At 71.6% G+C, this 19,046-nt stretch carries 22 protein-coding genes and 2 pseudogenes; 11 read left to right on the plus strand and 13 right to left on the minus strand.

Annotation, left to right across the window (positions count from 1 at the left end; all coding sequences use genetic code 11):
* Positions 1–349 precede the first annotated feature (349 nt).
* From ACQUQF_RS16405 to ACQUQF_RS16415, 3 genes are all read left to right on the plus strand, one after another.
* Positions 350–637 carry a hypothetical protein gene (locus tag ACQUQF_RS16405; protein WP_435180172.1) on the plus strand — a complete coding sequence of 96 codons (288 nt, stop codon included), beginning with the start codon at positions 350–352 and terminating at the stop codon, positions 635–637.
* A 142-nt stretch (positions 638–779) separates the two neighbouring features.
* Entirely contained in the window at positions 780–1,571 is a 792-nt protein-coding gene (locus ACQUQF_RS16410; protein WP_435180173.1) for an FAD-binding protein, read from the plus strand.
* 132 nt (positions 1,572–1,703) lie between these two features.
* Positions 1,704–2,336 (plus strand): DsbA family oxidoreductase, encoded by a 633-nt coding sequence (locus ACQUQF_RS16415; RefSeq protein ID WP_435180174.1) that lies wholly within the window; start codon positions 1,704–1,706, stop codon positions 2,334–2,336.
* 66 nt (positions 2,337–2,402) lie between these two features.
* Here ACQUQF_RS16415 and ACQUQF_RS16420 read toward each other — a convergent pair whose 3' ends face one another.
* Positions 2,403–2,759 carry a hypothetical protein gene (locus ACQUQF_RS16420; RefSeq protein WP_435180175.1) on the minus strand — a complete coding sequence of 119 codons (357 nt, stop codon included), beginning with the start codon at positions 2,757–2,759 and terminating at the stop codon, positions 2,403–2,405.
* Between the two features lie 88 nt (positions 2,760–2,847).
* Here ACQUQF_RS16420 and ACQUQF_RS16425 point away from each other — a divergent pair, with 88 nt between their 5' ends.
* On the plus strand, positions 2,848–3,459 hold the full coding sequence (locus ACQUQF_RS16425; RefSeq protein ID WP_435180176.1) for a nitroreductase/quinone reductase family protein: 612 nt from the start codon (positions 2,848–2,850) through the stop codon (positions 3,457–3,459).
* A 14-nt stretch (positions 3,460–3,473) separates the two neighbouring features.
* Here the strand turns inward: ACQUQF_RS16425 and ACQUQF_RS16430 are convergent, their stop codons facing one another.
* Positions 3,474–3,836, minus strand: coding sequence for a thioredoxin family protein (locus ACQUQF_RS16430; protein WP_435180177.1), 363 nt, complete (start codon positions 3,834–3,836; stop codon positions 3,474–3,476).
* A 172-nt stretch (positions 3,837–4,008) separates the two neighbouring features.
* Here ACQUQF_RS16430 and mutS point away from each other — a divergent pair, with 172 nt between their 5' ends.
* On the plus strand, positions 4,009–6,702 hold the full coding sequence (gene mutS, locus ACQUQF_RS16435; protein WP_435180178.1) for a DNA mismatch repair protein MutS: 2,694 nt from the start codon (positions 4,009–4,011) through the stop codon (positions 6,700–6,702).
* Between the two features lie 8 nt (positions 6,703–6,710).
* On the opposite strand, the gene ACQUQF_RS16440 is transcribed toward mutS, so the two are convergent.
* On the minus strand, positions 6,711–7,691 hold the full coding sequence (locus tag ACQUQF_RS16440) for a DMT family transporter (protein ID WP_435180179.1): 981 nt from the start codon (positions 7,689–7,691) through the stop codon (positions 6,711–6,713).
* Positions 7,692–7,909: 218 nt separating this feature from the next.
* Between ACQUQF_RS16440 and ACQUQF_RS16445 the strand changes: the two genes are divergently transcribed.
* A complete protein-coding gene (locus ACQUQF_RS16445; RefSeq protein WP_435180180.1) occupies positions 7,910–8,704 on the plus strand; it encodes a helix-turn-helix transcriptional regulator in 795 nt (264 codons plus the stop codon).
* A 30-nt stretch (positions 8,705–8,734) separates the two neighbouring features.
* On the opposite strand, the gene nucS is transcribed toward ACQUQF_RS16445, so the two are convergent.
* The 3 genes from nucS to ACQUQF_RS16460 all read right to left on the minus strand — a co-directional run bounded on the left by nucS (position 8,735) and on the right by ACQUQF_RS16460 (position 10,665).
* Positions 8,735–9,475 carry an endonuclease NucS gene (nucS, locus tag ACQUQF_RS16450; protein WP_435180181.1) on the minus strand — a complete coding sequence of 247 codons (741 nt, stop codon included), beginning with the start codon at positions 9,473–9,475 and terminating at the stop codon, positions 8,735–8,737.
* A gap of 148 nt (positions 9,476–9,623) precedes the next feature.
* On the minus strand, positions 9,624–10,205 hold the full coding sequence (locus ACQUQF_RS16455; protein ID WP_435180182.1) for a DUF6735 family protein: 582 nt from the start codon (positions 10,203–10,205) through the stop codon (positions 9,624–9,626).
* 85 nt (positions 10,206–10,290) lie between these two features.
* On the minus strand, positions 10,291–10,665 hold the full coding sequence (locus ACQUQF_RS16460) for a winged helix-turn-helix transcriptional regulator (RefSeq protein WP_435180183.1): 375 nt from the start codon (positions 10,663–10,665) through the stop codon (positions 10,291–10,293).
* 196 nt (positions 10,666–10,861) lie between these two features.
* On the opposite strand from ACQUQF_RS16460, the gene ACQUQF_RS16465 reads away from it, so the two are divergent.
* The 4 genes from ACQUQF_RS16465 (at position 10,862) to ACQUQF_RS16480 (ending at position 13,292) form a co-directional block, all read left to right on the plus strand.
* The gene (locus ACQUQF_RS16465) at positions 10,862–11,884 is read left to right on the plus strand and encodes an AIR synthase family protein (RefSeq protein WP_435180184.1); all 1,023 of its coding nucleotides are present in this window, start codon (positions 10,862–10,864) and stop codon (positions 11,882–11,884) included.
* A 134-nt stretch (positions 11,885–12,018) separates the two neighbouring features.
* The gene (locus ACQUQF_RS16470) at positions 12,019–12,429 is read left to right on the plus strand and encodes a hypothetical protein (RefSeq protein WP_435180185.1); all 411 of its coding nucleotides are present in this window, start codon (positions 12,019–12,021) and stop codon (positions 12,427–12,429) included.
* 77 nt (positions 12,430–12,506) lie between these two features.
* Entirely contained in the window at positions 12,507–12,869 is a 363-nt protein-coding gene (locus tag ACQUQF_RS16475) for a DUF5518 domain-containing protein (RefSeq protein WP_435180186.1), read from the plus strand.
* A gap of 108 nt (positions 12,870–12,977) precedes the next feature.
* Entirely contained in the window at positions 12,978–13,292 is a 315-nt protein-coding gene (locus tag ACQUQF_RS16480; protein WP_435180187.1) for an ASCH domain-containing protein, read from the plus strand.
* Positions 13,293–13,562: 270 nt separating this feature from the next.
* Here the strand turns inward: ACQUQF_RS16480 and hisE are convergent, their stop codons facing one another.
* The 5 genes from hisE to ACQUQF_RS16505 all read right to left on the minus strand — a co-directional run bounded on the left by hisE (position 13,563) and on the right by ACQUQF_RS16505 (position 16,210).
* Complete coding sequence (gene hisE / locus ACQUQF_RS16485) at positions 13,563–13,916, minus strand: phosphoribosyl-ATP diphosphatase (RefSeq protein ID WP_435180188.1); 354 nt, start codon at positions 13,914–13,916, stop codon at positions 13,563–13,565.
* Complete coding sequence (locus ACQUQF_RS16490) at positions 13,913–14,365, minus strand: bifunctional nuclease family protein (RefSeq protein WP_435180189.1); 453 nt, start codon at positions 14,363–14,365, stop codon at positions 13,913–13,915. The genes hisE and ACQUQF_RS16490 overlap by 4 nt, the downstream gene beginning before the upstream one ends.
* 324 nt (positions 14,366–14,689) lie before the next feature.
* Positions 14,690–15,325 (minus strand): pyridoxal 5'-phosphate synthase glutaminase subunit PdxT, encoded by a 636-nt coding sequence (pdxT, locus tag ACQUQF_RS16495; protein ID WP_435180190.1) that lies wholly within the window; start codon positions 15,323–15,325, stop codon positions 14,690–14,692.
* 62 nt (positions 15,326–15,387) lie between these two features.
* Positions 15,388–15,963 (minus strand): hypothetical protein, encoded by a 576-nt coding sequence (locus ACQUQF_RS16500; protein ID WP_435180191.1) that lies wholly within the window; start codon positions 15,961–15,963, stop codon positions 15,388–15,390.
* Positions 15,964–16,045: 82 nt separating this feature from the next.
* A complete protein-coding gene (locus ACQUQF_RS16505; RefSeq protein WP_435180192.1) occupies positions 16,046–16,210 on the minus strand; it encodes a preprotein translocase subunit Sec61beta in 165 nt (54 codons plus the stop codon).
* Positions 16,211–16,332: 122 nt separating this feature from the next.
* On the opposite strand from ACQUQF_RS16505, the pseudogene trxA reads away from it, so the two are divergent.
* Positions 16,333–16,659: pseudogene (gene trxA, locus ACQUQF_RS16510) on the plus strand (thioredoxin); the annotation flags it as partial.
* Between the two features lie 213 nt (positions 16,660–16,872).
* Here trxA and ACQUQF_RS16515 read toward each other — a convergent pair.
* Positions 16,873–17,397: pseudogene (locus tag ACQUQF_RS16515) on the minus strand (DUF2071 domain-containing protein); the annotation flags it as partial.
* 114 nt (positions 17,398–17,511) lie between these two features.
* A complete protein-coding gene (locus tag ACQUQF_RS16520) occupies positions 17,512–19,044 on the minus strand; it encodes a carboxypeptidase M32 (RefSeq protein WP_435180193.1) in 1,533 nt (510 codons plus the stop codon).
* Between the last annotated feature and the right edge of the window lie 2 nt (positions 19,045–19,046).

Consider the following 19,046-nt stretch of genomic DNA (forward strand, 5'->3'; position numbering starts at 1 on the left):
GGCGCGAGCGTCTGAGCCGTCCGAGCGCCACTCGTGACTCTCCCGCCGAAACTTCCGAATAAACTGTTTCTCACGATATCAAAATTGGCGAGAGCGACGCTACTCCTTCCGACTCCGCGTCGCTTACAGAAGCCGCCGCTCCCGACGTCGCGTGCTACTGGAGGCCTAGCCATCCGTTACCGCATCTCGAAAAGTTATAATGTCGACACGTCGGTAAAATACGAGTCCATGGTCCTGAACGAACGCCCCTGACAGACGGCCCGGTCACCGGGGTACACGACGCGTACGCCCGTGGCGGGGCTGCCCGACAGTTGTCCGGCCCGCAGACCGACGACTCACACCCCCGCCCATGTACGACAGCTCCAGACCCCAGTCACCGACCCGCCCGGCCCGCAGCGAACCGGCACCGCAACCGGCCGACGGCCTCGCCGTGCTCGCCGGCTTCGCCGCGGTGTTCCCGCTGACGCTGCTCGCAATCGCACATCCCGCGGTCGCCGCGGCGACCGCGACCGGCGTCGCCATTGGCCTACTCGCGAGACCGCTGTTCCGCAGGCTGACGCGCCGCACCGCCGGACCGCGGTCGGCTCGACACGAGCGACCGGGCGACGGGGTCGACCTCGCCGCGACGAGAGAGTAACCGCCGGAGAGGCGGCACCAGCGGCCGATTCTTCGACAGTCACGCGCATCACTTTCCGTAGTTTCGCAGCGCCGGCTCCGCGATGACTCGCGGCGGAGCGAATGCCATATTGGCGCTCCCGTCCGAGTGGACGACGAGAACCATGTCCGAAGACAACAGCTACGACGTGATCGTCGTGGGCGGCGGCGTCGCCGGGCGCTCGGCCGCCATCTACACCGCGCGCCACGGCCTCGAGACCGCGGTCCTCGACGCCGGCGGTTCCATCCTGCGGCGGAACGCCCGACTGGAGAACTACCCCGGCTTCCCGGCGGGCGTCGACGCCCGACTGCTGCTGGACTCGATGCGCGACCAGATCGAACGCGCCGGCGGCGAGTTCCGCGAGGCCGAGGTGACGGCGGTCCGGCGGGCCGACGAGGCGGTCACGGCCTCCGACGTCGAAGCCAGCAGCGACGCGGTCGGCGGCCGGTTCGTCGTCGAGACCGCAGACGGCGACCGCTACCGGGCGACGTACGTCGTCGCCGCGACCAAGAACGCGACCGACTACCTCGACCCCCTCGACCCCGTCGAACTGGTCGACCGCGGGAAGACGTTCGTCGAGACCGACGAGCGCGGCCGGACCGGCGTCGAGGGGCTGTACGCCGCGGGCCGGCTCGCCGGCAAGCCCCACCAGGCGGTCGTGGCCGCCGGCCACGGCGCCGAGGTCGCGGTGACGCTGCTGGAGGACGACGACCGGCCCTTCTACCACGACTGGGTCGCGCCCGAGGGGTACTTCACCGGGCGCGGCCGGGAGGTGCCGCCGGGCTGCGAGGAGATCGGCGACGACGAGCGCCGGCGTCGCGAGGACGAGTCGCTCGACGCGATGCGGGAGTACTTCGCCGAGCCGCACCCGGACGAGCCCGAGAACCACCCCAGCGTGACCACCGACGGCGAGTAGGCCGGCCCGCCCGGTCGTCCATCTATTATCCCCGGGTCCTCTCCGGCGGGCGTCTGACGCCGCGGGGCGCGGAATCCGGAAGGTCTCGCTCCGAGTGAGGGACTTTTCCCGCTCAAGTCCCAACCCGGAGCCATGAGCACCATCGACGAGAACAAACTCACCGTCTTCTCCGACTACGTCTGCCCGTTCTGCTACCTCGGGAAGGCCGCCATGGAGGAGTACCTCGAAGAGGCCGAGGACCCGCCCGAAGTCGAGTGGCACGTCTTCGACCTGCGGGGCTACAAGCGCAACCCCGACGGCACCATCGACGACGACGTCGACGACGGGAAGGACGACGACTACTTCGCGCAGGTCGAGGAAAACGTCGAGCGCCTCAAGGACGAGTACGACGTCGAGATGACCCTCGACTACTCGCTCGACATCGATTCGTGGGACGCCCAGAAGGTGTCGCTGTACGTCGAGCAGGCCTACGACGAGGAGACCTTCGAGGCGTTCCACGAGCGGACGTTCGAGGCGCTCTGGGAGGACGGCCGGGACATCGGCGACGTGGAAGTGCTCGTCGACATCGCCGGCGAGGTCGGCGTGCCCGATGACGAGGTCCGCGACGCCGTCGACGACGACCGGCTCGAGGGGGAGCTCAAGCAGCGCTTCGAGGAGGCCAAGCAGCGCGGGGTCACGGGAATCCCGACCTTCACGTACGACGGGCACGCCGCCCGGGGCGCGATTCCGCCCCACCAGTTCGAGCGGCTGGTCGACGGCGTCTGAGTCCGCCAGTTCCCGTTCGGGACCGGTGCGGGCCCCGACGGCGACCCGCCGACGGCCGGGACTCCGCTATCGCTCGCCCTCGCGCCGGCGGAGCGCCAGCGCGGCGCCGGCGGCCAGCAGCACGACCACGACCGGGATGTGCCACTCGTCGGTGACCAGCGGCGGCGCCAGCGCCGAGAGCCCGAGCGAGACGACGACGCCCACGACCGCCGCGGTCCGGACCGGCCGGAGGTCGAGGTCACCGTCGTAGAGCACCGCGAACGCGACCGCGACCAGGCCGATGCCCAGCGCGAGCCACTCGTCGCGCGACGAGAGGACGCCGTGCGGGACGCCGAAGACGCCCTCGTTGGCGGCGAGCGCGACCAGGAGGGCGATCACGGCGTCCAGCAGGTGCGTCCCCGCGGCCGGCAGGTCGCCCGTCATCGCCGGAGATAGGGTCTCCGCAGCCAAAAGCACACGTGGCCCGGCGACGGCGGGACCCTTTACCAGCAAGGCCGTCGTAACGGGACCCATGGCTCTCAACCGTCGATGGAAGGCCGTTGCGGCGCTGGTCGCGGTGGCGGGGCTCGCGACGGTCGCGGTCCGCCGGCGGCGTCGCGGGAGCCCGGCGAACGACGCCGCGGCCGACACCGGCGGAATCGGGGGCGCCGACGAACCGACCGTCGCGCCCGCCGAACCGCCGGCGCCCGACTGGGCGTACGACGTCATCAACCCGGTGATGGAGCGGCTGCTGCGCTCGCCGCTCCACGGCCTCGTCAGCGACTCGCTGCTGCTCATCACCTCCACCGGGCGCAGGAGCGGGAACGAGTACACGACGCCAGTGGGCTACCGGCAGGCGGGCGACACTCTGACCGTGTTCACACAGAGCCCCTGGTGGAAGAACCTCCGGGGCGGCCAGCCGGTCCGGGTGTACCTCCGGGGCGAGGAGCGGGACGCGATCGCGGAGCCGACCGCCGAGTCCGACGAAGTGGCCGACCGCGTCCGGCAGTTCGTCGCGGAGGAGGGCGTCGAGAAGGCCCGGCGCATCGGTCTCCGCATCGAGGGCGACCGCCTGCCCGACGACGAGGAACTGGCCGCGGGCGTCGAGGGACTGGTGGCCATCGACATCGAACTGGCGGAGTAGTCTGCCGGCCGCGCTCAGTCCGACCGGACGCTCTCGCCGCGCGACTCGACGAACTCGACGACCGCCTCGGTCCCCCGGAACCCCTCGGCCATCCTGCCGACCAGTTCCCCGTCCTCGAACAGCAGCAGGGTCGGGACGCTCCGGACGTCGTACTCGTCGACGAGGTCGAGGTCGTCGCGGGGGTTGAGCATCGCCACGGCGGCGTCTGTCGCCCGGGCGATGTTGCCCACCACGGGCTCGATGGCCTGGCACAGCGAGCAGCCCTTCGTGTAGAAGTCGACGAGCGCCAGGTCGTGCTCCGCGACGAAGGCGTCGAGGTCGTCGCCGTCTTCGAGGCGGACCGGCTTCTCGGGGGTGATGGCGTCGGTGTCGGTCACGGCCGCCCGTAGGCGACCGCGACGGTTAGCCCTTCGGTCGGCGGCCGGGACCGCCGGGGGAGTGTGCGGTGGCGGCGAGCCGGAGAATCGCACGGCGGCGCGGCGCCGAGGCCGGCCGGTCGCCGTCTGCCATCGATTCCTATTTCGGGCTCCGGCCCCTCTACTCTCACCCATGGACGCGGCGCTGGGGCCACCCGAGAAGATGGCCGAGAACGAGGAGGACCTGACGCCGATGATGAGTCAGTACTTCGAGCTCTGCCGGGAGTACGACGACTCGCTGGTGCTGTTCCAGGTCGGCGACTTCTACGAGACGTTCTGCGAGGCCGCCGAGCGGACCGCCCGCCTGCTGGAGATCGCGCTGACCCAGCGCGAGGACTCGACCGGGACCTACCCGATGGCCGGCATCCCCATCGACAGCGCCGAGTCGTACATCGAGACGCTGCTGGACGCCGGCTACCGGGTGGCGGTCGCCGACCAGGTCCAGGACCCAGAGGAGACCACCGGGGTGGTCGACCGGGCGGTCACGCGCATCGTCACCCCGGGCACCCTGACCGAGGACGAACTGCTCGACACCGACGACAACAACTTCGTGGCCTGCCTCACCCGGGACCCCGACCGCTACGGCCTCGCGCTGCTCGACGTCTCGACCGGCGACTTCTACGCGACCAGCGCCCGCCGGGAGGACGCGGTCGCCGACGAGGTGAGCCGGTTCGCCCCCGCCGAGGCCATTCTGGAACCTGACGCCGAGGACGCCGCCGGCGTCTTCGACGCCGACTGCATGGTCTCGCCCTACGACCCCGAGGCGTTCGACCCGGAGGCGGCCGCCGAGCGCGTCGAGGCGTACTTCGGGTCGCCCGACACCCTGCTCGCCCACGACGCGGAGGTCCGGGCCTGCGGCGCCCTGCTGGCCTACGCCGAGTACACCCGCGGCGGGGTCGGGGCCGAGGGCGACGATTCCGCCGAGAGAAACGACGGGGACGACGCCGTGACCCCCGACCTCGACTACCTCAACCACCTGACCCGGTACGAGCCCCGGGAGTACATGCTGCTCGACCGGGTGGCGCTGTCGAGCCTCGAACTGTTCGAGCGCCGGGCGGTCCACGGGGACGCCGACGTGACGCTGCTCGGAGTGCTCGACGAGACGTCGTGCGCGCTCGGCAGCCGGAAGCTGAAGGACTGGCTCCGCCGGCCCCTGCTCGACGAGGACCGCATCGAGGCCCGGCTCGACGCGGTCGAGGCCTGGACCCGCGACGTCCAGACCCGCGAGGCGGCACGCCAGCTGCTCCGGGACGTCTACGACATCGAGCGGCTCATCGCCCGCATCTCCCGGGGCCGGGCCAACGCCCGCGACCTGCGGTCGCTCAAGGACACCCTCGACGTGGTGCCCGAGCTGAAGGCCGAACTGGCCGGCTTCGAGGCCAACCTGCTGGTCGACCTCCGGGAGCGCCTCGACGAACTCGAAGACGTCCGGGAGCTCATCGGGCGCGCCATCAAGGAGGACCCGGCCCGCGAGATCACCGAGGGCGACGTCATCAAGCGGGGCTACGACGACGAACTCGACGAGCTCCGGGCGACCGAGCGCGAGGGCAAGGCGTGGATCGACGACCTCCAGGAGCAGGAGCGCGAGCGGACCGGCATCGACTCGCTCAAGGTGGGTCACAACTCGGTCCACGGCTACTACATCGAGGTCACCAACCCGAACCTCGACAAGGTGCCCGACGACTACAATCGACGCCAGACGCTGAAGAACTCCGAGCGGTTCTACACGCCCGAGCTCAAGCAGCGCGAGGACGAGATCCTGCGGGCCGAGAGCCGGGCCGACGACCTCGAACACGAGCTGTTCCGCGAGGTCCGGTCGACCGTGGCGGCCGAGTCCGAGCGCGTCCAGGCGGTCGCCGACGCGCTGGCCCGCCTCGACGTGCTGGCCGCGCTGGCGGAGGTGGCGGCTACCCGCGACTACGCGCGACCGGAGATCGGCGGCGACGGCATCCGCATCGAGCGGGGCCGCCACCCGGTCGTCGAGCGCACCCAGCAGTCGTTCGTGCCCAACGACGCCCGCCTCGACTCCGAGGACTCGTTCGCGGTCATCACCGGCCCGAACATGTCGGGCAAGTCGACGTACATGCGCCAGGTCGCGCTCGTCACCGTGCTCGCCCAGACCGGCAGCTTCGTCCCGGCCGCGAGCGCCCGGATCGAGCCGGTCGACCGCGTGTTCACCCGGGTCGGCGCGAGCGACGACATCGCCGGCGGGCGCTCGACGTTCATGGTCGAGATGACCGAGCTCGCGGCCATCCTGGAGAGCGCGACCGAGGACTCGCTGGTCCTCCTCGACGAGGTGGGCCGGGGCACCAGCACGACCGACGGGCTCGCCATCGCGCGGGCGGTGACCGAGTTCGTCCACGACGAGGTCGGCGCGCTCACGCTGTTCGCCACCCACCACCACGAGCTCACCGAGACCGCCGCCGAGCTGCCGGGGGCGTTCAACCTCCACTTCTCGGCGGACCAGACCGACGAGGAGGTCGTCTTCGACCACGACGTCCGGCGGGGCGCGGCCACCGCCTCCTACGGCGTCCAGGTCGCCCGCGAGGCCGGCGTTCCCGACGACGTGGTCGACCGGGCGCGGGAGCTGCTGGCCGACGAGGCGACCGCGGACGCGGCGACAGAAGGCGATGAGGTCGAGGAGAGCACAGCAGACGCGAGCGAACCCGCCCCGACCGACGCCGAATCGGCGACCGACCCGCCGCGGGCCATCGCCGACGGCCCGGAGGACGAGCTCGCGGCCAGGCTCCGCGAGGTCGACGTGGCGACGATGACGCCGCTGGAGGCGATGAACGAGCTGGCGGAGCTCAAGCGCGAAGTGGAGTAGTTCGCCGGTCAGTCCGACTCGCAGCCGTACCGCTCGTCGGTCGGCCGGCCGCCGTCGGTCAGCGCGCGGTCGGCGACCGGCGACCGCAGCAAGCCCCCGACGTCTATCGACTCGCTGCCCAGTACCGCGAAGCCGGCGAAGATGGTGAGGAAGCCGAGGACGGCGAGCGTCGAGATCGACTCGCCGAGCAGCGCCCACCCGCCGAGGGTCGCGACGACCGGCACGACGTAGAAGGCGAGGTTGGCCCGGATCGCGCCGACCTCGTCGAGCAGGCCGAAGTAGGCGATGTACGCCAGCGCGCCGGCGAACAGACCGACGTAGCCGAGCGCGGCCAGCGCGGCAGGGGTCCACGACACGGCCGCGACCGACTCGCCGGCCGACCAGCTCAGCAGGTGACACAGCAGCGCGCCGAACGGCAGCCCCCACGCGGTGCGGACCGTGCTCGGCAGGTCGTCGTCGGCCCACCGGATGAGCACGCTGCCGAGCGCGCCGCTCACCGCGCCGGCGAGCAGGATCGCCTTGCCGACCGCGCCGCCGGCGAGCAGATTGGCGGGGTCGGGGCTGGCGACCAGTCCGACGCCGACGAGCCCGAGCAGCATGCCGACCCCGCCGCGGGCCGAGAGCCGCTCGTCCGAGAGCAGTCCGGCCGCGAACACCGGGGTCAGAACGGGATTGAGGCTGTAGACGATGGAGGCGACGGCGCTGGTCGCGTACTGCTGGCCGACGAACAGCAGGGCGTTGGCCAGCCCGATGGACAGGACCCCGGTCGCGAGGATGCCGGCGAGGTCGTCGCGCGTCCGGGGGAGGAGGTCCTCGCGCGACGTCGTGACCGCTGCGAACCCCAGCAGCGCCACCGCGGCGACGTCGAACCGCAGCGCGACGAACAGCAGGGGCGGGAAGTAGGCGAGTCCGGCCTTCGCGGCCACGAACGTCCCGCCGAAGAGGACGCTGGCGGCCGCGAAGAAGGCGACGGTGCGGCGTTCGACCACTCTCACGCCACCTCCGTACGGGTACCGTGCGCCGGGAGTGCGAGCACCGGCGCGTCGAGAGAACGGATCATACACGACCGTAGGGGCGCCGGGCTTATAGTTTCGTTCAGAAATTATTTCACGGTAAGAAACTCCCGCGCGGCCGCCGGGGAGTTTCGAGGCGTGAAATGGTTTCACAGTGCGAAAGCGATTTGCCGGCCGGGGTCCGAGTACCGGGCATGGAGTCCGCGCTGGAGGAGATCGAGTTCCTCGCGCTCTCGGAGAACCGGGTCGAGGTGCTGCGACTGCTGGCCGACGACCGCCACACGCGGGGCGAGCTCGCGGCGGCCACGGGGGCGTCGCAGGCGACCCTCGGCCGCATCCTCGGCGACTTCGAGGACCGGTCGTGGATCCGCCGCGAGGACGGCGAGTACGCGGCGACGGCGACGGGCCGGCTCGTCGCCGAGGGGTTCACCGACCTGCTGGAGATCCTCGAGACCGAGGGCGAGCTCCGCGACGTCGTGCGGTACCTGCCGACCCACGCGATGGACGTCGACCTCCGGCGGCTCGCCGACGCCACCGTCACCACGCCGAGCCAGACCCGGCCGAACGCGCCGGTCCAGCGCGTGCTCGACCTGCTCGGCGACGCCGACGAGATACGGGTGTTCTCCCACGCGTTCAACGAGCAGAGCATCGCGCAGATCCGCGACCGGGTGGTCGACGGCGGGGCGGCGTTCCGGGGCGTCTTCTCGCGGAGCGCGGTCGACGCGCTCGCCGACGACGCGGCGCTGCGCGAGCGGTTCGGGTCGCTGCTCGCGGCCGACGACGCGGCGGTCCGGGTCCGGGAGGAGGGGATTCCGCTGGCGGCGACGGTCGCCGACGGGACGGTCCACCTGCTCCTGCGCGACGAGAACGGGGTCCTGCGGGCGTCGGTCGACACCGACGACCCGGCGGTCCGGTCGTGGGCCCAGGACACGTTCGACCACTACTGGCGGACCGCGACGCCGCTCGACGCCGCGGAGTTCTCGGACTGAGCGCGGGCTCGGCGGGCGCGGTCCGGCCGGTCACTCCGGCGGGCCGAGCGAGACGAACTCCAGGCCGTTCTCGGCCAGCAGCCCCCTGGCGCGCTCGGTCACGGAGGGCGCGACCAGGAAGCCCCGGATCTCGGCGTCGGCGTGGAGCTCGCGGTCCAGCGCCTCGACGTACCGCGAGAGCTGGCCCACCGCGTCCGGACCGACCCGCTTGCGCTTGAGCTCGACCACGACGGTCGCGCCGTCGTCGTCCTCGCCGTAGATGTCGACCGCGCCGGCGGGCGTCTCGCGCTCGATGGCCAGCGGGCGGAACCCCGGCTCGACCAGGTCGGGCTCGTCGAGGATGCGCCGGCGGAGGTCCTCCTCGGTCCCCTGGAGGGCGAGGTCCTGGCGGTCGGTCACGTCGAACGTCGAGAGCTGCTCGACCCGCTCGAACGTGACGACCAGCTCCTCGTCGGGCGAGCTGCGCCGGCTCGCGACGCGGAGGTCGCCGTCGACCAGCGTCGCCTCGTGGGTCGACCCCGGCGGCTGCCAGTTGACCGGCTTCTGGCCCTCGTCGGTGTGGACCAGCGCGGTGCCGTCGGGCTTGAGCACGACCAGCCGGTCGCCGGGGCCGAGCGTGCTGGCGGCCCGGCCCTCGTAGTCGACCGTGCACCGGCCGAAGAGGGTGACCATCGCCCCGCGGTCGACCGCCGCGGCCACGCGGTCGCGGGCGGCGGCGGGGTCCGGGCGGCTGACGGTGGCGCTCGCGGAGTCGCCGTCGGCTATCGTCACTGCCCGCGAGTAGGCGCCGAACGCACTAAAGCGGCCCGTGTCGGTCGGCGGAGGTGTCGGGACGCGGGCAGTCGGCGCCCGGTCTTGGCGAGTCACCTCGGCCGCGAGCAGGTCACCTCGACCGCAGACGGGTCACCCCGCGCACGACTCACTCGGTCACGAACACCTCCCGGTCGCCGGCCCACGCGCAGACGCGGGCAGCGAGGCAGTCGGTCGCCTCGTCGGGAGCGAGCGCGCCCCGGTCGACCATCTCGCCGACGACCGCCTTGGTGCCGCGGAACCACCCCCGGAGGAAGTCGGCGTCGGTGTCGTCGACGGCGCGGGCCTCGACCAGCGCGCCGTTGCCCACGGTCTCGCTGCGGTCGACCGCCTCGCTGTCGGCGTCGAGGCCGAACCAGAGGACGTGGAACGGCGTGGTCTCGTAGTCGGTCTCGACCCGGTAGAACGCCTCGTGGTGGAGGAAGTCGACGTAGTTCGCGACCGCGTCGGCCAGGGTCACGCCGGTCGCCACGGGGTCGGGGTCGACGGCGAACGCGGTGTCGGCCGCGAACGGCGAGTCGGCCCTAATGCGGTCGGCGAGCGCGAAGTCGGCCGCGCCCCAGTGCGAGCGGTGGAGGTCGTAGGTCGGTCCGTCGTCGCTCGCGCGGTCGGGGGCGGACTCCGTCTCGGCCGGTTCGTCTGCGCGGTCGGTCTCGTCCCGCCGGTAGGCGAGCAGCGCGCGGTGTCCCATCGGCGGGTCTCGTCCCGGGTTCGGATTTAAACGTTCGCGCACCCGGCGTCGGGCGTCGCCTCGGTGGTCCAGCGAGTCCGCCGCGTCAGACCAGCGCCTCGTCCTGCTCCTCGACGGAGTCGAGGTGCTCGCGGCCCCAGTCGCGCATCTCGAAGATGAGCGGTTCGAGCGACTCGCCCTTCTCGGTCAGCGAGTAGTTGACCCGGACCGGCTTCTCGCTGACGATCTCGCGGTCGACCAGCCGCTTCTCCTCGAGGTCGTCGAGGCTGTCCGAGAGCACCTTGCTGGAGATGCCCCCGACGTCGGACTTGAGCTCGTTGAACCCCATCGGCCCGCCCTCGAGCAGCCGGTGGACGATGACGGGGTGCCACTTCTTGCCGATGAGCGTCGCGGTCGCGGTGATCGGACACCAGTCCTTGCCGGCGCACCACACCGGGAGTCGGTCGGTCTCGTCGGTCATGTCCGGGGCTACTCCCGCGGCCCGTAAAAAGTTACCTCGACCCATCTAGTTACCGGAAGTAACTCGCTGCGGAGTCGTCTGAACGCCGAGTCGCCGGCGGGCGGTTCCGGCCCATCCGGGCACGCCCCGGAGCCGTCCGAGGCCGCGGCGCGCCCGAACCACCACCGATTTGTCCGCGACGCCCCAACCGCCGCCGATGACCGACCTCGGCAAGGTGGACCGGGAGTTCTTCGACGAGCACATCTACCCGCACCTCGGCGCCGACCGCGGCGACGTCAGCCTCGGCCCGCAGCACGGCGTCGACTTCGGCGTCGTGGAGGTGGGCGACCGGGCGGTCGTGCTCGCGAGCGACCCGCTGTCGCTGACCCCGGCGCTCGGCTTCGAGCGGGCGGCGTGGTTCGCGGTCCACGTCGCGCTGTCGGACGCCGCGGTGTCGGGCGTCCCGCCCTCGCACCTCGCGGTCACCTTCACGCTCCCGCCGGAGATGACCGACGAGGAGTTCGCCACCGTCTGGGAGACGTTCGACCGCGAGGCCAGCGACCTCGGGGTCAGCATCGTCACGGGCCACACCGCGCGGTACGGGAGCTGTCGGTACCCCTGGGTGGGCGGCGCGACCGCCCTCGCGGTCGGTGACCCCGACGACGTGGTGCGACCGGACGGCGCCTCACCGGGCGACCGCCTGCTGGTGACGAAGGGGCCGGCGATCGAGGTCGCGGGCTACCTCGTGACGGTGTTCGAGGACGCGGTCGACCTGCCACCGGAGACGATCGCGGACGCCAAGGAGCGGTTCTGGGACATGAGCCCGGTGCGAGACGCGCTGACCGCCGCGGCGGCCGGCCCGGTGACCGCGATGCACGACGCGACCGAGGGCGGGCTCCAGGGCGCGCTGGTCGAACTCGCGCGGGCCGGCGGTGTCCGCCTCGACGTCGACGCCGCGGCGGTGCCGGTGCTCCCCGGGGTCGCCGAGGCGTGCGACCACTTCGGCGTCGACCCGTGGGCCGCGACCAGCGAGGGGACCCTGGTACTGACTGTCGAGGCGGGCGGCGCCGACGCGGTGCTGGCCGCGCTCGACGACGAGGGCATCCCGGCCGCCGAGGTCGGCGAGGTGCGGGAAGGCGAGGGCGTCTACGTCGACGGCGAGCCGACGACCCACCCGGAGGTCGACCCCACCTGGGCGGTCTTCGAGGAGTACGCCGAGAAGACGGGGCCGGGCGAGTAGTACGAGCGATCCGAGGAGCGAATAGCACGGGCGGTCCGCGGGGCGAGTAGTCCGGTCGGTCCGAAGACGGGGCGGGCGACGGAGCAGATCCGAAGAGGTGTCGTTTTATCAACCGGAGACGCGTAGGCTCGGCCGTGAGACGCCTCTGGTTCGCCGTCCTGGGCGCCGTCTTCGGGGTCGCCGGCGTCGCCGTCGTCGCGGCGTTCGGCGGCGACGCGGTGTCTGGCCCGGCGGCCGTCGCGACGTTCGCGCTCTGGTTCGCCGCGTCGGCGCTGTACGTGCTCGGCGGCCTGGACGTCGGCGTCGGCGACCCGGAGTGGTACCAGCTCGTGGGCGTCGGCAACGTCTGTCTGGGCCTCCAGCAGGCGGTCCGGCTGGCGTTCCGGCTCGCAGACGGTTCCCGGGAGACGGGGACGCTCGTGGTCACGGTCGCCAGCGGGCTCGGCGGGCTGGCGCTGGCGTACATCGGCCTCGACTGGGTCCGCGGCGGTCGCCACTTCGACCTGTCGCGGTTCGACGGGGACGCGCCGGCCGACCTCGAATAGGGGGTCTCGGTTCCGCTCCGCGGGTCCGTCCGACCGCAGCCACGCTTAACCGCTCGCAGAGCGTACAGGAAGACGAGATGACCAACTGGTACGCAGTCGGGGTCGGGTTCGTGGTCATGACCGTGATCGGCGTCGTCGGCCTGGCGGTTCCGGGGCTGGGACAGCTGACGGCCGGCCTCGTCGGGGGCTTCGCCGCGGGCTACATGGCCGGCGGCGGCCTCGGCCGCGGCGCGTGGCACGGCCTGCTCGCCGGGTCGCTGGGCGGTGTCCTCGTCGCGGTCATCCTCGGCGTCGCGGTGAGCGCCCTCGGCGCCGTCGGCCTCGGCCCGCTGGGCCCGCTGGTCGGCGGCGGCGTCTTCGTCGCCCTCCTGGTCCTCGCACTCGTGATGGGTCTGGAGAGCGCGCTCGCCGGAGCGGTCGGTGCGCTGCTCGCGGAGTGACGGGCAGCGACGGGACTGCTAACTGTTCACGGCTCCGAAGCACTCTCTTCGCTTGCGGACTACTCTACCGACCGAACCGTTTTCCGGGTCCGGTCCGAATCCACCCGCATGGCCACAATCGACGCCGACACCCTGCTCCCGAACCGGCGGATGCGCGAGGGCGCGCGAGACGGCGACGTCACCCAGATCCACCGCGGCCGCCAGTACGCCGACGAGGGCGACCGGTTCGAGGTGGACGGCGAGACGTTCGAGGTCGTGGCAGTGCGCGAGCGCACCCTCGGCGACCTGACCGACGAGGACGCCCGGAGGGAGGGGATGCGGGACCTGGAGCAGTACCGCGAGATCCTGAACCGCGTCCACGACGACTTCGAGTGGGACGACGACAGCGACGTCGTGCTCCACCAGTTCGAGAAGGCGGAGTAACGACGTTCGGAGTCGTCTCGTTCTGGACCTCCGAGTGAGACCGCGAGTGGGCCGGAAATCCGTGACGAGAACGGAAGGACGGAGAGAGCCGGCTACTGCCGACACCGCTAAATTTCCGCACAGCAACCGCGACAGCAGGCCGCGCGCCGCCCCAACCGACTGCGCGCCTCGGTCGCACCGGAAGACGTCGCTTCGTTCGTCTTCCGGGCCTTCGGTCGTGGTTCGGGAGGGCGATGCTCTCAGCGAGAATCGGACTCCGAAGAAGACGACTCAGCGTCGCTCGCGCAGTTCCGCACGGAGATCCGCGACGTCCATGTCCTTCATCGACAGCAGCACGAGCAGGTGGTAGACGATGTCGGCGCTCTCGTGGGCGATCTCCTCGCGGTCGTCGTCCTTGGCCGCGAGCACGAGCTCGGTGGTCTCCTCGCCGAGCTTCTCCAGCACCGCGTTCGCGCCCTTCTCGTGGGTGAACAGCGAGGCGGTGTACGAGTCCTCCGGCAGGGTCTCCTTGCGGTCCTCGATTACCGCGAACAGCTCGTCGAGGACGGCGTCGGTCGGAGCCTCCGCCGAGCCGGCCTCGTCGCCGGCCGGCGCCTCCTCCGAACCGGTCGACGGCCCGCTCATGGGTTGAGGTCCGTGACCTCCGTGATGTCCTGGAGGTCCTCGAACTCCTCGGGGTCGCGCCGACCCGACTCGAACACGTCGTCCTCGACCGCGACCGGGGCGTTGGTCCGGGCCGCCAGCGCCAGCGAGTCGCTCGGCCGGGCGTCGACCACGGTGTCGCCCCGCGGGGTGTCGAGGTGGAGGTCCGCGATGTAGGTGTTGTCCTCCAGCGACGTGACCACGACCCGGGTGACCCGACCGCCGAGCTCCTCGACGAGGTCGAGCGTGAGGTCGTGGGTCAGCGGGCGGCCGATGTCCTCGGCCTCCATCCCGCGGGCGATGCTGACGGCCTCCTGGAACCCGATGAAGATGGGGAGTACGCCCTCCTCGTCGTGGGGCGCGAGCACGACGACCGGGACCGGCCCCTCGTCGGTCATCGCGACCCGCACCGCGTCGATGTCGGCGTCCATGTGCGTCCCGACGGGGGCCAGAAAGAAAAGTCTGCCCTACTGTGAATCACCGGTAGTGGGAACGTCCGGATGAGGCGCAACGCTGACTGCAAAGCACTCGACAGCACCGGAGAGAACGACATAGAAAGCCCCCGTCCGGTCGCGGTCGCTCCGGCGGATATCTGGGCCTCTCCCCACCGCCCGGCCCAGATAGGGCCGCCGGAGTCGACCACGCAAGCGCGACCGGACGGCCTTTTCATCCACCCGGACGGGTCAGACTCGGAGAGCACGCTCCTTACGAAAAGTGTCACCCAGCGCGTCCCAGCAGGAAAGCCGAGCGTCGCGCTACCGGTCGGGAGTCGGCTCTTCGCGGTCCTCGGAGTGCGTCGCCCCGTCCATCGCCTCGAACAGCGCGAGGTCGTGGAGCCGGGCGTCGGGGGTCAGTTCCGGATGGAACGAGGTGCCGACGACCGGGCCGTCCCGGACCGCGACCGGCCGGCCGTCCCACTCGGCCAGCACCTCGACGTCGTCGCCCACGTCGGCGATGACGGGCGCGCGGATGAACACCGCCGGGAAGGGGTCGTCGAGCCCGGACACGTCGAGCGGGGCCTCGAAGCTGTCCTTCTGGCGGCCGAAGGCGTTGCGCTCGACGGTCACGTCGACCGCGCCGAGGTTGCGGACCCGGTCGTCGCCCGCGTCGGCGGCGGCCACGATGAGGCCCGCGCAGGTCGCCAGCACCGGCTTGCCCGCCTCGACGTGGTCGACGATCTCCTCGGCGATTCCCTCCGACCACAGGAGCCGCGAGATGGTGGTCGATTCCCCGCCGGGCATGAGCAGCGCGTCGCAGTCGGGGACCGTTCCGGCGGTCCGGACCTCGACGACCTCGGTCTCCCGGCCGCAGGCCTCGCCGGCCCGCCGGACCGCGTCGGCGTGCTCGCTCACGTCGCCCTGGACCGCGACGACGCCCGCTGTGAGAGTCATGGGCGCGGGTACGGAGTCGGGCGCCAAAAGTGGCGCGTCTCGGCGGCGAGACCGACCGCGGCCTACCGCTCGTCGCTCGTCCGCGAGCCGTACAGCGTCCCGAGGCTGAGCCCGTAGACCAGGTGGCCCGCGTGGAAGACGAGGCGCTCGTCGACGTCGAGGTCCTCGTCGAGCAGTCCCCCGAGGACGACGCGCTCCCCGAAGACCGAGAGCGCGAGGGCGTAGAGGCTCCCCCACGCCAGGCCGAGCGCCTCCCGGGAGGCGGTCCGCCGGGAGTCGCTGTCGCTCTCGCTCGCGGGGTTCCCGGTCGTGCGCGACTCGCGAGGCGAGTCGGCCGGCGTGAGCGCGCCGAAAACCGCCCCGCCGACGGCGCCGTACAGCAGGTGGAGCGCGATGGCGGCGATCGGGTGGTCGTCGGGGTCGCCGCCCGCGACGTACTTCGCCCAGAACTGCGCGGTCGGCGGCAGCGACCGGGAGACCGGGAGCCGGTAGGCGGTCATCACGAGGGTGGCGAGGAGGCCGTCCTTGGTCCCCTCCGCGAGGCGGCCGGCGTCGGACGGACGCTCGGCGGCGGACGACCGGTCGGCGGCGCCGCGGTCTGGCTGCTCGGCGTCGGTGCTGACGAACGGAAGACCCATGGAGAGACGGCGACGCCGACCCGGATAGCGCTGGCGGCCGGCGGAGGAATCGGAAGTCGGACGCGGGGTGTGCGGTCGGCGGCTACAGGCCGAGGATGTTCAGGACCTCGATGAAGACGCCGAAGAGGACGCCGAAGGCGACGACGGTTTTGGGGTCGATGCGGATGGCGTTGCGGTCCTCGGCGTCGAAGTACCGGACGAGTCCGGCGCTGGACATCAGACCGCCGGAGTTCTGACCACTGCTCATGGACGATGCTCCGGTCGCCCCTCGCGTAAACCTTTCGGAGCGAGACCCGACCGCCCGGCGGGTCGTCGAGGCCGGCGAGGCCGACCTCCGCGGCCGCTGGCGCCAGCGAGAACGCGGCAAGGACGCGCCGGTGGGAAAACCCTTATGCGCGCGGCGAAGATAGTTCCGCTCGAACTCCAATGACTGTCACGCTGAAGGACTTCTACGCGGATTGGTGTGGCCCGTGCAAGACCCAGGACCCCATCCTCGAGGAGATGGAGGAGGACTGGGACGAGAGCGTCGAGTTCGAGAAGATCGACGTCGACGAGCACCAGGACGTCGCCAACGAGTATCAGGTCCGGTCGATCCCGACCATCGTCGTCGAGAACGACGACGGCGTCGTCGAGCGGTTCGTCGGCGTCACCCAGCGCGACGAGCTCGAGGAAGCCCTGGAAGAGGCCGGCGCGTAACGCGCCGAGACGTCTTTTCTGCGCCAGCCGGGCGATTCGGTAGTCACGGCGCTGGCGGGACCGTCGCGGGGTCCCGCGGCCCCGGTCGCCCGTGGCCACGTCGTCGCCCGCTGCGGCCGGCCGCCAGCGCCGGTTCGGCGATGCCACCACGCTGACGCCGGGGCTGTAGTAGCAGACCGAGTCGCCGCCGGGCGTCTCGAAGGCGTTGGCCCGGAACAGCGAGTTCTCCTCGATGGAGACGTCGGCGTCGCGGAGCGGCCACCGCGGGTGGCGGACGTCGACGGACCGCAGTCGTTCGCTCGGCGACTCGGTGTAGAGCCGGTGGCGCTCGGTGAGGAACTCGGCCAGCGACCCGCGCTCGGCCGCGACCCGCTCGCCGTCCGAGTCGTAGGTCGCGGCGAACCGCGCGGGCCTGGCGCCGGGGGCGCCGGCGCGTTCCGGATCGCGGTCACGAGCGACGACGGCGAGGTCGTCCTCGTCACCGGCGCGGACGTGGCGACTGTCGGCGAGGTCGGGCGGGCCAGGACCGGCGACGCCTACCGACTGCCGGTGACGCTCACCGACGAGGGGACCGCGGCCTTCGCCGACGAAATCGAACGAGTCGGCGCGCTCGACGACCCGGACGCCCACCGGCTCCGGACCTACTTCCGGGGCGAACTGCTCTCCGAGGCCGGGCTCGGGCACGACCTCGCCGACGCCGTGAAGACGGGCGACTGGGCCGGGGAGTTCCTGTTCCACGTGACCGCCCGCGAGACGGCCGCGAGGGTGAGAACCGCCTTGAAAACGGAGACGGCGGGGGCAACGAAGACGCCCGCCGAGACAGAGACGACCGCAGAGAGCGGGTAGGCGACGCTACTGGTAGTCGTCGAGGTCGTACAGGTCGCCGTACTTCGACGTCACGTAGTCGAGGAAGTAGTCGGCGGTGTAGTCCTCGCCGGTCGCCTCCCGGACGAGGTCGTCGGTGGTGTACCGGCTGCCGTGGCGGTGGACGTTCTCGGTCAGCCAGTCGTGCAGCGGCTCGAAGTCGCCCTCGGCGATCTTGCCGTCGAGGTCGTCGATGTCCGCCTCGGCGCTGGCGTACAGCTGGGCGGCGAGCACGCTGCCCAGCGAGTAGGTCGGGAAGTAGCCGAAGTCGCCGTGGCTCCAGTGGATGTCCTGCAGGCAGCCCTCGGCGTCGGAGTCGGGCCGGACGCCCAGGTACTCCTCGTACTTGTCGTTCCAGAGCTCGGGGACGTCCTCGACGTCGATGTCGCCCCGGATCAGGTCGCGCTCGATCTCGAACCGGACCACGATGTGCATGTGGTAGGTGAGCTCGTCGGCCTCGACCCGGATGAGGTTGTCCTCGTACACCTGGTTGGCGGCCTCGTAGACGTCCGCGACCGAGGCGTCGTCGAGCTTCTCTGGGAACCGCTCGCGCATCGTCGGGAGGAACCGCTCCCAGAACGGCTCGGAGCGACCGACGTGGTTCTCCCAAAGCCGCGACTGGGACTCGTGGACGGTCATGTCGCGGGACTCGCCCAGCGGCGTGCCGTAGTCCTCGCGGGGCAGCCCGAGCGTGTAGGTCGCGTGGCCGAACTCGTGGATGGTGCTCATCAGCGCGCCCAGCGGGTCCGCCTCGTTGAAGCGGGTGGTGACCCGGGCGTCGAACTGGTTGCCCGTCGAGAACGGGTGGGGCGCGGTGTCGAGCCGGCCGTGGTCCCAGTCGTAGCCCAGCGTGTCGAGCACGTCGCGGGCCAGGTCCTCCTGGGTGTCGGTGTCGTACTCGCCCTCGAACGTGTCGACGGCGAGGTCGGCGTCGGACTCCCGGACCGCCTCGACCAGCGGGACCAGCTCGTCGCGGAGCCGCTGGAGCACCTGCTCGGCCGTCTCGATGCCGAGGTACGGCTCGTAGTCCTCGAACAGCACCTCGTAGGGGTCGCGGTCGGGGTCGATGTGCTCGGCGTACTCGCGCTTCAGCTCGACCAGCTTCTCCAGCGTGGGCGCGAACGACTCGAAGTCGTCCTCCTCGCGGGCCTCCTTCCAGACCGGCATCGCCTCGGAGGAGACCTCCGAGATCTCCTCGACGAGGTCCTGGGGCACCCTGGCGGCCCGGTCGTGTCGGCGCCGGACCTCCCGGACCACCGCCTCCTGCTCGGCGGTCAGGTCCTCGCCCTCGAGCTCGTCGAGCATCTCGGCCATCTCGTCGGAGGTGAGCAGCTCGTGGCTCAGCGTCGACAGCGCCGACCGCTGCTTCGACCGGGCGGGCGTGCCGCCCTCGGGCATCATGACCTCCTGGTCCCACGCCAGCACGCCGCCGGCCTGGTTGACGTTCGAGAGCCGCTGCACCTGCTGCAGGAACTCCGAGTACGTGTCGGACGCCTCCTCGGCGCCGGCTTCGCTTGCCATGG

The organism is Halorussus sp. AFM4, assembly GCF_051194995.1.
GTDB lineage: Archaea > Halobacteriota > Halobacteria > Halobacteriales > Haladaptataceae > Halorussus.